Source organism: Acinetobacter sp. DMC2 (assembly GCF_056314305.1).
The window spans coordinates 345570-360492 of record NZ_JBQUYP010000001.1; the positions used below are offsets into that span (position 1 = coordinate 345570).

Here is a 14923-nt window from a genome sequence, read left to right on the forward strand (position 1 = left end):
TGAAGATATGATTCAATTTAAAAACATTTCAAAGCACTATCAGCTCAAAAATCAAACCATACGCGCACTCGACGAAATCAATTTAGAGATTCCAGAGGGCAGTATTTTTGGCATCATTGGCTATAGTGGTGCAGGTAAAAGTACCTTAATCCGCCTGATCAACCTTCTTGAGCGACCAACTGAAGGTCAAATCATTATTAATCAGAAAGATTTCACTGCTTTGGATGCACGCTCATTACGTCAGGAACGTGCAAACATTGGAATGATTTTCCAGCACTTCAATCTGCTACAAACCAAGACAGTTGCTGAAAATATTGAAATGCCAATGCGCCTACTGAATTACAACAAGGTAGAACGCGAAAAACGCCTGAATGAGTTATTGGAGTTCATTGATCTTAAGCATAAAAAAGATGCTTATCCAGATGAACTTTCTGGCGGACAAAAGCAACGTGTCGGTATTGCCCGTGCTTTGGCAAATCATCCAAAAATTCTTTTGTGTGATGAAGCAACTTCTGCTCTAGATCCGCAAACTACCAAATCAGTTTTAGAACTGCTGAAGAAAATTAATCAAGAGCAAAAAATCACGATTGTTATGGTGACCCATGAAATGGATGTCATCGAAACTATTTGTGATCATGTAGCTGTGATGGAAGCAGGTAAAGTCATTGAACAAGGTTCAACGATTGATATCTTTAGTAAACCTCAACATCCAACGACTAAAAACTTCATTCAAACTGTTTTACACCAACAGTTGCCTGTGAACATTTTAAATCAGCTTGAAAACCAGCATCATCATAGTATTTACTGCTTACAGTTTTTAGGACGTTCTGCTCAAGAACCTGTAATTCAGTCACTAATTAAACAATTCGATATTAGCTTAAATATTTTATTTGCCAACATGACTGAAATTAATGGCACAGTCATTGGTCAAATGTTTGTGCAGCTTTTAGGTGATCCTCAGCTAATTAAGCAGGCTATTGAGTTTTTGGAACAAAATGAAGTAGGTGTAGTCCAATCAGGAGATCAAGTATGAGAGATTTAATCGTACAATGGTTAACTGAACTTACTCAACCTTTCTGGCACAGCTCCCTTTCTATTGATCAATTCGTTACAGCTTTGCAAGAAACCTTTAACATGGTTTTCTTCGCACTTTTGTTTGGCGGCATTTGGGGATTTATTCAGGGAATTATTTTATTAGTTACCCGTCCAGAAGGCATTTTACCGAATAAAGTGATTTATCATTTACTTAATCCAATTGTAAATGCTTTACGCTCCCTTCCTTTTATTATTTTACTTATTGCAGTGATTCCTCTTACTAAGCTATTAGTAGGTACTTCAATTGGTACATGGGCAGCTATTGTTCCATTGACCATTTATGTTGGTCCTTATATGGGACGTCTGATTGAAACTTCATTACTTGAAGTCAATGAAGGAATTATTGAATCTGCTCAAGCAATGGGTGCTACACCTTGGCAAATTATCTATCGCTTTATTTTGCCTGAAGCACGTAGTTCACTGATTTTAAACCTTACCACAGCGACAATTAGTCTTATTGGTGCAACCGCTATGGCTGGCGCAGTTGGTGCAGGTGGTATTGGTGATTTAGCAATTTCTTATGGTTATCAACGTTTTGATACCAGCGTTGTGATTTTAACAGTCATTATCCTATTGCTATTAGTACAGATTGTACAAACGCTAGGAAACTGGCTAGCTAAACTCCGTTAAGTCATCCATATAAAAAAGCTCTCTTCTAGAGGGCTTTTTTTGTTTTATACAACTCTTTTCTTAAAGACAGTTGAGTACATGGCTCAATACCATTTTCTGGTATGATCAGATTTAGTCATTATTATTCATTTACTCTTTGGATTTAGTTTCAGGATAAAACAATGCGTTATAGAATTCATTTTATTGATGTGCAGAATGCCCTCCAAAACTATATCTGGATTTTAGAAGATACTGAAACCCAAGAAGCTGTAGCAGTTGACCCAACAGAAGCAGAATTAGTCACCCAATTTTGTCAAAAGCATCAGTTAAATTTAAAACAAATTTGGCTTACTCATTGGCATAAAGACCATATAGGTGGTGTTGCTGATTTAACGGCTGCCCAAAATATTACTGTCTATGGTCCCCGTGATGAGCTCACAAAGATTCCGGGAATTACTCACCCCTTACAACATGATGATCATCTAAAATTTAATGATTTAAAAGTAGAGATTATTGCAACTCCAGGTCATACCCTAGGGCACATTGTATATTTCATTGAGGAATTAGAAGCTGTATTTTGTGGTGATACTTTATTTGCAATGGGATGTGGTCGATTGTTTGAAGGTACAGCTGAACAAATGTATCACTCACTGAGCCGTCTAGCAGCATTACCAACCAACACAAAAGTTTATTGCACACATGAATACACGCTTTCAAATGCCGAATTTGCTTTAACGGTAGAACCGCACAATCATGCCCTATCAGAACGAGCTGAAGAAGTCCGTGAGCTACGTAAACAAGGTTTAATCACACTACCAAGTACGATTAAACTTGAATTAGCAACCAACCCTTTTCTTCGTGCAGAAAGTGTTGAAGACTTTGCACACCTACGTGCTCTCAAAGATAATTTCTAAAATTAAGCTTTAAAAAAGAAGATATGGTTTTATTTTAAAAACTGTATCTTTTTGCTTATTAGCTGTTGCCTGTAATTATTTTTTACATTTACTCTGTTTTTTATTTGCTCATTATTTTAAAAATATTGTTGAATTTATATTTTTTAAAAACACTCAAAAAAGCTGATTTCAAATAAAAAGTTATTATTTTTTAGCTATATAGCGCACTTATAATTTTATAAAGATAAAATATTTACTCAATTTTTTACAAGTTGCAAAATAAAAAAAAGTTTTACCCCTTTAAAAAATCTTATTAAAACCCTATTAATAAATAAGATGTAATGCCACGGATAGAAGGAGTTCTCACGTGAAAAAGGTTGTTAAAGCTAAAAATTTGATTGCGTTTCGTATTTGGTTAGAAAAGTTAGGGTATTCAGTTAAAAATCTCGCTGACGGGAAAGGTTTTACTTTTAGTTTTAAAAAAGAATATGGTTTGGTGACCTGTGAGTTAGCAGGTAATTCATTAGCGATGCAATTAGGTGAAGAGTTTGAGGATCACTTAAAAGCATAACTTTTCACGATTTGATTTTAATTACAGTACTGTCTTTTTAAAGACGAGTAATGTTGCAGAACTTTAGAATGGCTTAATTAAAATATATTTTTTAGTTATTAAATAAAAAATCTGTAGCAGGGCTACTCTCCCAAATTGCCCTTAGCTACAGATTTTTTTGTAAGGTTAATTTGCTTTAGGGTTCTTTAATGCTTTATCAAGAAGATCTTTATCTAAAGCTTTATCCCAACGTGCCACCACAATTGTTGCGCAAGCATTACCAACTAAGTTTGTTAACGCACGGCATTCAGACATAAAACGGTCGATACCAAGAATTAAAGCCATACCCGCGACAGGAACAGCTGGCACAACTGATAGAGTTGCAGCCAGAGTAATGAAGCCTGCACCAGTCACCCCTGCTGCACCTTTAGAACTTACCATTGCAACAAGAAGCAATGCAATTTGTTCACTAATTGATAAATCTACATTACAAGCTTGTGCAATAAATAGAGCAGCCATAGTCATATAGATATTTGTACCATCGAGGTTAAATGAATAACCTGTTGGAATGACTAGACCTACCACCGATTTTTCACAACCTGCTTTTTGCATTTTGTCCATTAAAGATGGCAAAGCTGCTTCTGAAGAACTTGTTCCTAAAACTAACCACAGTTCATCTTTGATATAACGAATTAAATGAATAATTGAAAAACCGTTATAACGAGCTACTGCTCCTAAGACTACTACGACAAATAACACCGCAGTAATATAGAACGTCATAATTAACAGTAATAAATTACCAATTGATTCGATTCCATAAGCACCGATTGTGAAAGCCATTGCACCAAAAGCACCAATTGGAGCAAGCTTCATTAACATACCAACTAAATAGAAAACTGGAGCTGTTAAGTTATTTAAAAAATCGGTAATTGGGCGTGCTCGGTCACCTAAAGCAGCCAACGAAATACCAAATAGCACTGCTACAAATAGCACCTGCAAAATCTCGCCACCAGCCAGAGGGCTGACTAAGGTTTGCGGGATAATATTCATGAAGAAATCGGTAATATTTGTTGCATGTGCCTTCTCAACGTAAGTATTTACTTTGTCGTTGACTAAGGTAGCAGGATCGATATTAAGGCCTTTACCCGGTTGGATAATATTTGCCACAATCATACCAACCACAAGAGCCAAGCTTGAGAAGGTCAGAAAATAAAGCATTGCTTTACCAGTTACACGGCCCACACGGCTCATGTTTGTCATACTGGCAATGCCTGTAACAACTGTTAAAAAGATGACGGGAGCAATAATCATTTTAACGATCTTGATGAATGCATCACCAAGCGGTTTTAAACTTTCGCCAAGTTCTGGGTAAAAATGACCAATTAAAATGCCCAAAATAATTGCAAAAATGACCTGTACATACAAAATTTGGTGAAATTTCTGTTTTTTCTGTACCGTTTCTTGGTCAAGGGTATTGAAATCCATTATCTAAATACCTTTTCGATGGGGATAAAAAAATAAAATATAAAGCTAGCACCACAAGCTGCTTTAACAAGGAAAAGCCATTGTAAAGAATAAAAAACACCCTGTGTTATAAATTTAAAAAATGTCAAATTCAAAAATCATGCATTAATTTGTATAGAATACTTTTTATTTTAATATTTAAAAAATTATAAAATTTATTAAAAATAATATTAAATTATTGTTTATATTAAAATTAAACCCTATTAAAGTTAATAAAATCGGCTTTAATAACCTGTATAAATGATTCATGACCACCATTTATTAAATAAATGATTTTATTAAATACATGTAAATTAAAAATTATGAAAATTTAATTTAAAAATAATAAGAAAAATTGATATATAATTTTTTAACAAGAGAAAATGCCTAATTCTTGTTAAAAAATTACTCTAATAAGCTGTGATAAATTAATTAAAATTAGGGTGGGCCTTAAATAACCGCTTTAATAAAATATGGACATAGTCTAAGCTTAATGTACGATCCGTGAATAAGATGCGGAATAACATAGGTGCAATCACAGCTTCGATAATTTCTTGATTTTCTATAGTTAATTCATTACGCGCCTTAGCTCTGGCTTGAATAATATCAAGTTGTTGAACGATTAAAGTTTCACACTTTCGAGCGTTTGAAGATTCAGTTGCATATAGCAAATCTCGTAGCAATGTTTGCCCTACTTCAGAAGAGTACTCTTCAAAATATTGTTCAATCCATGCCGTGATATCAAGTTGAAATGAGCCTAAATCTTTTGGTTCCATATCGGGTTTCAGTTCATTAAGAGCTACATCTGAAAATAACTGATTGATATCTCCCCAACGACGATAAATGGTAGAAGGTGTTACACCTGCTTCATCAGCAATCATGGGTATAGTAATTTGGCTTTGCTCCAAGTTTTTTTGAAGCTCTTTTACTGCTTGATGAACTGCTGTTTGAATTCTTTCACTACGACCACCCGGGCGTAACCCAGTAACAACTTTTGCCATTAATTAGCTCTACTTCAATAAAAACGATTAAAATAATATTTGTATATACAAAATACACTAAAGCTAATGATTTGCTTTAGTGTAAAAATCATGTATAAAAGCTAAATATTCGCTTTTATGTTATTCATCTTATATGAACAATTCAAGTTCAAAACGGTCTGGATCAATTTTTCAGTTAGATTCAACAGTAGCATTGACCTTAAACACAATCACGCTGATGACCTTTATGGCGGCGTCTAGTGCCCCTACGCCTTTATATCGTTTGTATCAGCAGATATGGCAATTTTCGCCCGTTATCTTAACTTTAATTTTTGCGACCTACGCGTTTACCTTACTTGCTTCTTTACTCATTATTGGTTCTTTATCTGATTATATCGGACGTCGGCCCGTCATTATTTCAGCAATTTTTTTGCAAATCGCTTCAATGAGCTTTTTTCTTTTTGCCTCAGATGTTTCTATGTTATTTATTGCGCGTGGCCTACAAGGTATCGCAACAGGTCTTGCCGTTTCTGCAATTGGAGCTGCAATTTTAGATTTTAGTAAGCATCATGGTTCCCTAATTAATAGTATTGCTCCCATGGTCGGCATGGCAGTAGGCGTTTTTATTACATGTTTTATTCTGCAATTTTCAGCTCAACCCTTACATTTGGTTTTTGAACTCTTATGTGTTTTGTTTGCATTTGAACTTATTCTAAGTTTCTTTAACCCTGAGACTGTACGTAAAAGATCAGGAGCTTTGGCTTCATTAAAACCCAACATGGCTATTCCTCATCAAGCAAGAGGTGCTCTATTAAGTATTAGCCCTATTAATATTGCGCTTTGGATGGTGAGTGGTTTTTTCTTATCACTTATGCCCTCTTTACTGGCAAAAATTTTTCAGACATCTTCAGCTTGGCTAAACGGCAGTATGTTTATGGCGCTCGCCCTTTCAGGTGCGGCAGGGATTCTGACGCTTAGAAAATCCACCAATTTTCGTATTTTGCTCACGGGCACCTTATCCATCATTATTGGTACAACCGTTTTATTTTTAGCGATCAATTTTACAAGTGCCGTGGTTCTACTTATTGGTTCTATTATTACCGGAGTGGGTTTTGGTACAGCTTTCATGGGAGCAATTCGTACTGTCATGCCTCTCGCTTTACCCGAAGAACGCGCAGGTTTAATGGCTGCATTCTTTGTTGAAAGCTATTTGGCTTTTAGTGTTCCAGCAATTTTGGCAGGCTACTTTGTGGGTAAAATCGGACTTATGAACAGTGCCAATATTTATATGAGTTTAATTATTGGGCTTGCACTGATTGCCCTTCTAATGATTTTTAAAAATATTAAAAGTAAATAAGGATGTGTTAAAAAGTCAGTTTCAAATGAAGCTGACTTAAATAATTTAAAACAAATGATACTTAAATAAATAATTTAGCTTCCGATTACTACATTGATTTCTGTTGAAATTCGTTAGACTATTTTTAATATCAAAATTCACTCGTAAGATGAGTTTCGATACAAAACAAATAAAATATTCAAAAGGATTTTTTAGTTATCATCATAAAATATAAGGAAATTTATTATGAATAATTTCATTTTGACAACTTTTGACTGGGTTCCAGAATTACCACGAGGTTTTGTAAGAGATATAAGGATAAGATGGGCATTAGAAGAAGCAAAAATGCCCTATAAAATAAATAGCGTATCTTTTTATGAACGAGGAGATGATCATTTTTCTCACCCACCTTTTGGGCAAGTTCCTTGGTTAACAGATGGTGATATTTCAATTTTTGAAAGTGGCGCTATCCTATTTTATTTGGGTGAACGTAGCGATGTACTTTTACCTACCAATCCAAAACAGCGTAATGAAGTTATAGAATGGTTATTTGCAGCGCTTAATTCAGTAGAAATGGCGAGCCTTCCTTGGGCTTTATTAAAATTTTCTAATGCTCAGAAAGATACTCCTACTCACAAACAATTTGATGCCTTTCTTCACTCTCGACTCCAACATATGGAGTCAATTCTTGCTGAGCGAGAATGGCTAACGCAGTCATTTTCTATTGCTGACATTGTTATGGCTGACGTATTACGATTGGTAAATAGATTTGATGGATTAACAGAGTTTCCCCATTGTCTCGCATATGTTCAAAGAGCCACTACACGCCCTTCTTTTCAAAAAGCGTATGCTGACCAAATGGCTCATTTTGCAGCGGCAGATGCCAAGAAGAATGCTTAAACATGTTATTTATCCATTCTACATTTATAAGCTAAAAATGAAGCTTTATTGATCACGCCAAGGTTTCAAAAAACGTTTTACATACTTTTTAAAAGGCCAAGTAAACTGTTTTATAAAACTATTTGGGATTTTATAGCCCACTGTTCCATACACACTTGCCAAATGTTTAGGCATATAGACGGTTTTAAAAATGACATCATAAAATGGAATAAACGCAGCGTAATTTTTATCAATGGCAGGTTTTTCTGAAGAGTGATGCCAATGGTGGAATTCTGGCGTAGCGATAATCCAGCGCAAATATGGAAAACGAAAACGCACATTGGAATGAATAAAAATAGCGTGAAACGAAATAAAAACTAAATAAGCAAAAACAGCTGAAGTATGAAAGCCCAACAGGAAAATAGGTAATGTCGCAATAAAGCGAGTCATTAGCACTTCAATGACATGCAGACGAGAAGAAGCTAACCAATCCATATATTCAGTTGAATGATGAATTGCGTGAAAGCGCCATAAGAAATTAACTTCATGCATAGCGCGGTGCAACCAATACACTGTAAAGTCGACCACAATTAATAGTTCAATAAATTGCAGCCAAATTGGTTGAGCTTGTACATAAGGCACAATTGGATTATCAGGTAGATGCGTAATCCAATATTGAATTGGCATGACGGTTAAAAAGCTAAATAATTGAATGCCAATATGGCTGACCATGAAATATTTCATATCGGTCACCCACCCTACTCTTAATATTTTTTGTTCAGGATTTTTAGCAAAAAAACCTTCAAGTGGAATAAAAATGAACGCTAAAATGAATAAGGTTAGTACAAAATAATCGATACCTGCATAAAATGGTACACTTGGTAAAACGGGCGCCTCAATTACACCACAGCCCAAAACTGCTGCTACAAGTGAAAAACATAGTCCGTAAAAGCCATATCTGTTTTGACGCACAATTGCACTAAATGCACCGAAACCAGAGCTAATAATAATGCCCGTAATCAGCCCATAATAAAAAAGATGATAATGTTTTGCATAAATAGGACGGAGTTCTGGGGTGGTTAATACACTGGGAAATAAAAAACATAATGCCCCAAATAAACACAACAAGCTTAAAGACATTGAAATGAAAGCACTGATTTTTCCCAAACCAGCGTTCAGTTCTAAATTTTCAAATTTTGCTCTTAATTGATCTGTCATAATTCATATACAATTCTTATTGTGTATAACGCGAATGCTACCAAAATTTAATAATAAATTGGAAAGAACTTTAACTTCTCACTTCTCAGATCAAAGCCCTTAATCTGAAAATAGAATTTTAAATAGCTGTAAATAGTTCTTATAAAACTTCAAATATTTGACCGACAGATTGAATCAGCCATTTTCTGGCAATAATATCATCACTGCGATTAAACCAATTCAAGCTCACTTTAAAAGAATCCATAGCAAAAGGTAATTCAAACATTTGGACATTACCATGAGCTAGATAATGCCGAGCTGCGCGCGACGGTAATGTCACTAACATATCTGAACTCTGCAAAACACCTTGTAAAACGCTAAAATGTGGAACCTCTAAACGAATTCGTCGCTTCAAATCCATTGTTTTTAAATATTGCTCAACTTGGATATGCCCTGTTGATGACTTGATGGCAACATGATCTTCTTGCAAATATTGCTCTAATGTCAGTTGCTGCTGTAGCCTTGGATGGTCAGCTCTAGCAATGCATACATATCTTTCTTCAAATAGAGTGCGTGTTTCTATTTTAGGCATTATGGTCTGTGTACTATTAAATACTGCCAGATCTAAAAAGCCATCAATAAGCCACTGTTCAACCTTAGACGACTGAATCTCTTCAATCTCAATTTGAATATAGGGCGCTGTTTTCTGCAAAAAAGCCATAAGACTAGGCAAGAGACAAATCTCCCCTGCGTCAGAGAGTCCGATTCGGAAAGTTTTATTTGAATTTTCAGGACGAAATTCCTGTGCTTGAGCGATCGCTGATTCAATATTAAAAATCGCTTGATGAAAAATTGGATAAAGCTCATGCGCAACTTTTGTCGGTTCGACCCCACCTCGGCTTCGGGTAAACAACTCATCATTTAACTGACGGCGTAAACGGTTCAAATTATAAGTCACAGAAGGCTGACTCAAATTTAATTTATCAGCAGCTTTACTAATATGCCGAGACTCATAAATACAAACAAAAACTTTAATCAAACCTAAATCCATGGTTCTGATCCTTTAAATACTCTAAACAAAGACTTTAACTTCTTTGTTTAGAGTTTAGTTCCTTTTATAGGAACAAAAATGCTTAATTTTTATGGAGATATACTTGAATTTAGCATTACGCGTTTAGTTCGGTTGCAAATACTTATAGCAATAACACTTAAGGTTGCCAGCACACAAGGGATGGCTAGAGCGATAAAATTATATGCAATGGGAAGATGCAAACTTAAAAGCCAGCCGCATAGAATCGGACCTAAAATCGCCCCAATACGGCCTACACCTAAAGCCATACCAATGCCAGTACTGCGAATTGGTGAAGGATAAAACTGAGCCATATAAGCGAGTAATAAAATTTGCCCACCGATAGACGCGGCTCCTGCAATGGCAATACAGAGATATAAAATGACCATAGGTAAAGCATAGCTCAGAAAGTAAAGTGAAATTGCACCCGCCAAGAAAAGTGAACAAATAACTTTACCCAGGTGAAAACGATCAGCAAAGTAGCCTCCACCGATTGCACCCAGCATCCCACCCAAGTTTAGCGCCAATAAAAAGACCAGACTGGTTGATAAATCATATCCAGCCTCGACCATGAGTTTTGGTATCCAGTTACCGAGTGCGTACACCATGAGTAAAGCCATAAATACACTCAGCCAGAAAAATACAGTGACTAAAGTACGGTTCTCGGTAAATAGAGCAACCAAAGGTCGAGTCGCAGTTTGTTGATTTTCTTGGTGTAATACAATGCTTGTATGATCAGTTATGCTTTGTTGTGGTGCTAATTGTTGAAGTAAGTCACGTACCTCATTCCATTTTTTCTGGCGAACCAGATAATCGATTGATTCGGGTAAAAATTTCCAAATAATAGGTAATGAAATGAGTGGAATGCCCGCCAAAATAAACATAATTTGCCAACCAAATTTAGGAACCAGCCACATGCCTAAAAGCGCTGAGCTCATGCCACCAATCGCATAGCCACTAAACATAAGTGATACCAAAGTTGATCGTAATTTCTTTGGGGCAAACTCGGTCATTATGGCAATGACATTTGGCATTACACCGCCCAAACCTAGGCCGGCAATAAAACGATAAATGGCAAACTCTTTAGGACTGTTGGCAAAACCACATAACACCGTAAAACTGCTAAAAATGAAAACACACAGCATAATTAAACGCTTACGGCTAAAGCCATAAGACTCTAATTTATCGGCTAAGCTACCGAAAATCATGGCACCAAACATCATGCCAAATAATGCAACACTGCCCAGCAATCCAGCAGTCATACTATCTAACTGCCAATGTTGCATGAGCTTAGGCAATGCCACACCATAAATGACTAAGTCATAGCCATCAAAAATAATAATGAGCGCACTCAGCAAGATCACCCGCCAATGTAATGGCGTTAATCTTGCATCATCAATCAATTGATTTGCATTTAGTTTTTCCATAATTGCTTTCCTTAGCAAATTGCGTGTAAAACAAAAATTTATTTAAATCGTTGCCATTTTTAATTGATGTAATTGTTGCTTTGCTTCTACAACATCCTGTTCTAGGTCGTGTTGCCATAACCAATCAAAACGATGTTCAAGATGTTCACCAATTTCGGCAAATGTTGGGTACTGAGTCGAATAACACTCATAAATTTCGCCAGATTCACGAGAAGTTTGCTGAACACGACAAGCACGTTTTAAACGGAGCTTTTCATAAATTGAAGACACATCGGTTAACTGATCTGCTTGTAAGTTTTTTGTCGACAATAATGCTGCAAGGATTAATGCATCTTCAAGACCTTGGCCTGCTCCTGCACCTTGGTGAGGTAACATGGCATGTGCAGCATCGCCCATGACAATGACATGACCTGAGGTACTTTGATAAGTCGAAAGTTCTTCAATTTCATGTAAGGCCCAAATGGTAGGTTGTTCAATTAAACCCAGTAATGTTTGGCAGCTTTCGCTCCAGTCTGAAAAATCGGAAAGCATTTGAGCTTTATCGACAGGTTTGGTCCACGGTGTATCGGCTGGTAGTACTGTATCTTCGCGGTTTGAGCAGAAAGCAACGATATTAATTTGCTCACCTTTACGAATGGGGAACGTTAAAATATGTTTGTCTTTGCCCAATAACATTTGCGGAATATCTGCTAAATCTGTATCGCCATTTACTTGTTGCAAAGCTTCTTTAAATGAAGCGTGAGAAATAATGCCACGATATGCCCAAGTTCCTGAAAAACGTGGATGAACTGGTGGTAAATGATGAGAAGCTAAAACATATTGGCGAGCCACGGAGCGGATACCGTCAGCCCCTATCAAATAATCGCACTCATGCTGACTACCATCATTAAAGTGCAAAATCACCTGATCATCTTGTTCTTCAATCGCCTCTAGGCGTTTAGAAAAATGCACATTTTGCGTAGGCATGTGAGGAATAATGGCATCAAGAAAGTCAGCACGATGAACAGATGACTGCCCTACACCTGTCGCGATCGATGCAGATAAATATTCATCGATATAACCATTGCGCCATTGAAACCAAACATCTTGAAATGGGTGCGATACTTGATCTGCAATTGCATGATATTCGTTGGCTAAACCTAACAGTTCAATGGCTTTGACTGCATTGGCACCAAAAGAAATCCCTGCCCCAATTTCAGAAAACTGAGGTGCAGATTCAAACATTTGGACATCTAAATGGGCATGTTTACTTAAATTACTTGCTAAAGCCAGACCAGCAATACCACCACCGACCACGGCAATTCGAATATGTGTATTCATGTGTTTGTTCCTTAAACATCATTATCGTTTTCACATATTCATTTTTGAGAAGTTGGCTTATAAAGTCCAATTAGTATTTTTTTTGTTCAATTATTTAAAAATTAAATAATAGCCATTTGGGCGAGCCTCTATAAAGCCTAAAGGCCGCCCGTGCTAATAAATTATTTTTGATAGACTTTATGGTGTGCCTGGCGGGGTTCCAATAGCATGTTTCATTGGAACTTCATAAGTTGTCTCGGCAACCGGTGAAACGCGCCAAATCGTATTACCTACATCATCTGCAACTAATACGGCACCTGAAAAATCAATTGCTACCCCCACAGGACGACCATACGCTTTGCCTTTATCACTCAGGAATCCGGTCAAGATATCTTGTGGTGGACCAGAGGGTTGACCACTTCTAAATGGTACAAAAACAACTTTATAACCACTGTGAGGCTTACGGTTCCAAGAACCATGCTGGCCGATCAATGCGCCTCCTCTAAATTGCGGCATGAGTTCAGCTGTGTAAAATGCAAGACCTAAAGAAGCCGTGTGGTTACCTAGTGCATAGTCGGGTTTAATTGCACGAGCAACCATTTGCGGATTTTGTGGTTTTACTCGCACATCTACATGTTGACCATAATAGCTATATGGCCAGCCATAAAAAGCTCCATCTTGAACTGACGTCATATAGTCAGGTACTAGGTCACTCCCAATTTCATCGCGCTCGTTAACCACCGTCCAGAGTTTTCCACTTTGAGGTTGCCAAGCCATACCATTAGGATTACGCAGTCCTGTTGCAAATGGGCGTGACTGACCGCTTGCAATATCAAACTCTATAATTTGTGCTCGGCCTTTTTCTTGATCTAAACCATTTTCAGCAACGTTACTGTTAGAACCAACGGTAATGTAGAGCTTTGTACCTGCCGCGTTAGCAATGACATTTTTGGTCCAATGGTGGTTTAAAGGACCACCCGGTAAATCCAACACTTTGGTTCCACTGGCTGTAATTTGAGTTTCACCCTCTTGATAAGGAAAACGCACAAGCGAATCCGTATTGGCGATATATAAGTTATTACCAACCAATGCCATACCAAATGGAGAATTTAAGTTTTGAAGAAATACCGTTTTCTGATCGGCAACTCCGTCTCCATTGGTATCACGAAGTAAGCTAATACGGTTTGCACTTGGATGAGATGAGCCTGCCCGCTTCATCACAAAAGACATAATTTTACCTTTAATGCCTTTGCTGTCTTCAGGTTTAGGTGGAGCATCTGTTTCCGCAACCAATACGTCACCATTCGGCAATACATAAAGCCAACGTGGATGCTCAAGTCCTTTGGCAAATGCTTTTACCTTTAAACCTTCTGCGGGTTTTGGCATTACCCCACTCGGCCAGCCTTCTGCTGGCGCTATATTAACGGTGGGAAATAAACTTGATTTAGGTTCAGGTAATTTTGGATCTGGACCATAACTCTCAGTAATCGGATATTGCGAGGATGAAGCGCATCCAGCTAATGTAATTAAAACCGTAGTGCCTAAAACTGGCAGCAAAAAACGTGTCGTCATGGGTTATCTCCATTTATTTTTTGTCGTCATGGAAATAGCGTAATTTATGTTTGCAATTAAACAAGCAACTTTAATGGAGTCTTTTGTTTATGGCTTGCAAAAAACGTTCTTTATCTTTTGGTGAAATCATCACTGAAGTAATTTCTCCATTTTTCATATAATAAATTTTAAGCCGATCTAATGAGAGCGCTGGAGATGAAAGTGGATTATGAGTAGGCTCTATTTGGGTAATATCATTAATATTAATTTTCCATCGGAATACCAAACTCTTAATCATTAAAGTGTCGTTCTCTACCAAATAATAAGTATTAAATATGGGAAGCCAAATAAGAAAAATAATTAAACTATAAATGACGAGATGTGGAAAATTTGAAGCTAAAGAATAAAGGTGGTTTGCTTCATAAATTTTTATAACAATATTGGCAGTGATAACAATAAATATTAATAAAAGCCACCAATCAATTTTTGATCTAAATTTCAAAAGTTATTCTCCACATCTAAATGTTATTTATAA

General features: G+C 36.7%; 14 protein-coding genes. 6 read left to right on the forward strand and 8 right to left on the reverse strand.

Going from position 1 to position 14923, the window contains the following annotated elements; translation table 11 throughout:
* The first annotated feature begins 7 nt into the window (after positions 1-7).
* The 4 genes from ACT53H_RS01645 (at position 8) to ACT53H_RS01660 (ending at position 3168) form a co-directional block, all read left to right on the forward strand.
* Positions 8-1033 carry a methionine ABC transporter ATP-binding protein gene (locus ACT53H_RS01645; RefSeq protein WP_151963149.1) on the forward strand — a complete coding sequence of 342 codons (1026 nt, stop codon included), beginning with the start codon at positions 8-10 and terminating at the stop codon, positions 1031-1033.
* Positions 1030-1725 carry a methionine ABC transporter permease gene (locus ACT53H_RS01650; RefSeq protein ID WP_004791423.1) on the forward strand — a complete coding sequence of 232 codons (696 nt, stop codon included), beginning with the start codon at positions 1030-1032 and terminating at the stop codon, positions 1723-1725. The genes ACT53H_RS01645 and ACT53H_RS01650 overlap by 4 nt, the downstream gene beginning before the upstream one ends.
* A gap of 161 nt (positions 1726-1886) precedes the next feature.
* Complete coding sequence (gene gloB / locus ACT53H_RS01655; RefSeq protein ID WP_476008452.1) at positions 1887-2618, forward strand: hydroxyacylglutathione hydrolase; 732 nt, start codon at positions 1887-1889, stop codon at positions 2616-2618.
* A gap of 346 nt (positions 2619-2964) precedes the next feature.
* Positions 2965-3168 (forward strand): hypothetical protein, encoded by a 204-nt coding sequence (locus tag ACT53H_RS01660; RefSeq protein WP_003652518.1) that lies wholly within the window; start codon positions 2965-2967, stop codon positions 3166-3168.
* 165 nt (positions 3169-3333) lie between these two features.
* Here the strand turns inward: ACT53H_RS01660 and ACT53H_RS01665 are convergent, their stop codons facing one another.
* Both ACT53H_RS01665 and ACT53H_RS01670 read right to left on the reverse strand, forming a co-directional pair.
* Positions 3334-4632, reverse strand: coding sequence for a C4-dicarboxylate transporter DctA (locus ACT53H_RS01665; RefSeq protein WP_312821639.1), 1299 nt, complete (start codon positions 4630-4632; stop codon positions 3334-3336).
* A 446-nt stretch (positions 4633-5078) separates the two neighbouring features.
* Positions 5079-5651 (reverse strand): TetR/AcrR family transcriptional regulator, encoded by a 573-nt coding sequence (locus tag ACT53H_RS01670; RefSeq protein WP_151963152.1) that lies wholly within the window; start codon positions 5649-5651, stop codon positions 5079-5081.
* A 133-nt stretch (positions 5652-5784) separates the two neighbouring features.
* On the opposite strand from ACT53H_RS01670, the gene ACT53H_RS01675 reads away from it, so the two are divergent.
* Both ACT53H_RS01675 and ACT53H_RS01680 read left to right on the forward strand, forming a co-directional pair.
* The gene (locus tag ACT53H_RS01675; RefSeq protein ID WP_440202342.1) at positions 5785-6987 is read left to right on the forward strand and encodes an MFS transporter; all 1203 of its coding nucleotides are present in this window, start codon (positions 5785-5787) and stop codon (positions 6985-6987) included.
* Positions 6988-7212: 225 nt separating this feature from the next.
* Complete coding sequence (locus ACT53H_RS01680; protein WP_476008453.1) at positions 7213-7866, forward strand: glutathione S-transferase family protein; 654 nt, start codon at positions 7213-7215, stop codon at positions 7864-7866.
* Positions 7867-7911: 45 nt separating this feature from the next.
* Here the strand turns inward: ACT53H_RS01680 and ACT53H_RS01685 are convergent, their stop codons facing one another.
* The 6 genes from ACT53H_RS01685 to ACT53H_RS01710 all read right to left on the reverse strand — a co-directional run bounded on the left by ACT53H_RS01685 (position 7912) and on the right by ACT53H_RS01710 (position 14890).
* Complete coding sequence (locus tag ACT53H_RS01685; RefSeq protein WP_476008454.1) at positions 7912-9063, reverse strand: sterol desaturase family protein; 1152 nt, start codon at positions 9061-9063, stop codon at positions 7912-7914.
* Between the two features lie 139 nt (positions 9064-9202).
* A complete protein-coding gene (locus tag ACT53H_RS01690) occupies positions 9203-10093 on the reverse strand; it encodes a LysR family transcriptional regulator (RefSeq protein ID WP_004791409.1) in 891 nt (296 codons plus the stop codon).
* Positions 10094-10182: 89 nt separating this feature from the next.
* Positions 10183-11538, reverse strand: a complete 1356-nt coding sequence (locus ACT53H_RS01695) for an aromatic acid/H+ symport family MFS transporter (RefSeq protein WP_476008455.1) — start codon at positions 11536-11538, stop codon at positions 10183-10185.
* 42 nt (positions 11539-11580) lie between these two features.
* On the reverse strand, positions 11581-12858 hold the full coding sequence (gene salA, locus ACT53H_RS01700; protein ID WP_476008456.1) for a salicylate 1-monooxygenase: 1278 nt from the start codon (positions 12856-12858) through the stop codon (positions 11581-11583).
* Between the two features lie 177 nt (positions 12859-13035).
* A complete protein-coding gene (locus tag ACT53H_RS01705; protein WP_476008457.1) occupies positions 13036-14409 on the reverse strand; it encodes a PQQ-dependent sugar dehydrogenase in 1374 nt (457 codons plus the stop codon).
* Between the two features lie 70 nt (positions 14410-14479).
* The gene (locus ACT53H_RS01710) at positions 14480-14890 is read right to left on the reverse strand and encodes a PH domain-containing protein (protein ID WP_004791402.1); all 411 of its coding nucleotides are present in this window, start codon (positions 14888-14890) and stop codon (positions 14480-14482) included.
* Between the last annotated feature and the right edge of the window lie 33 nt (positions 14891-14923).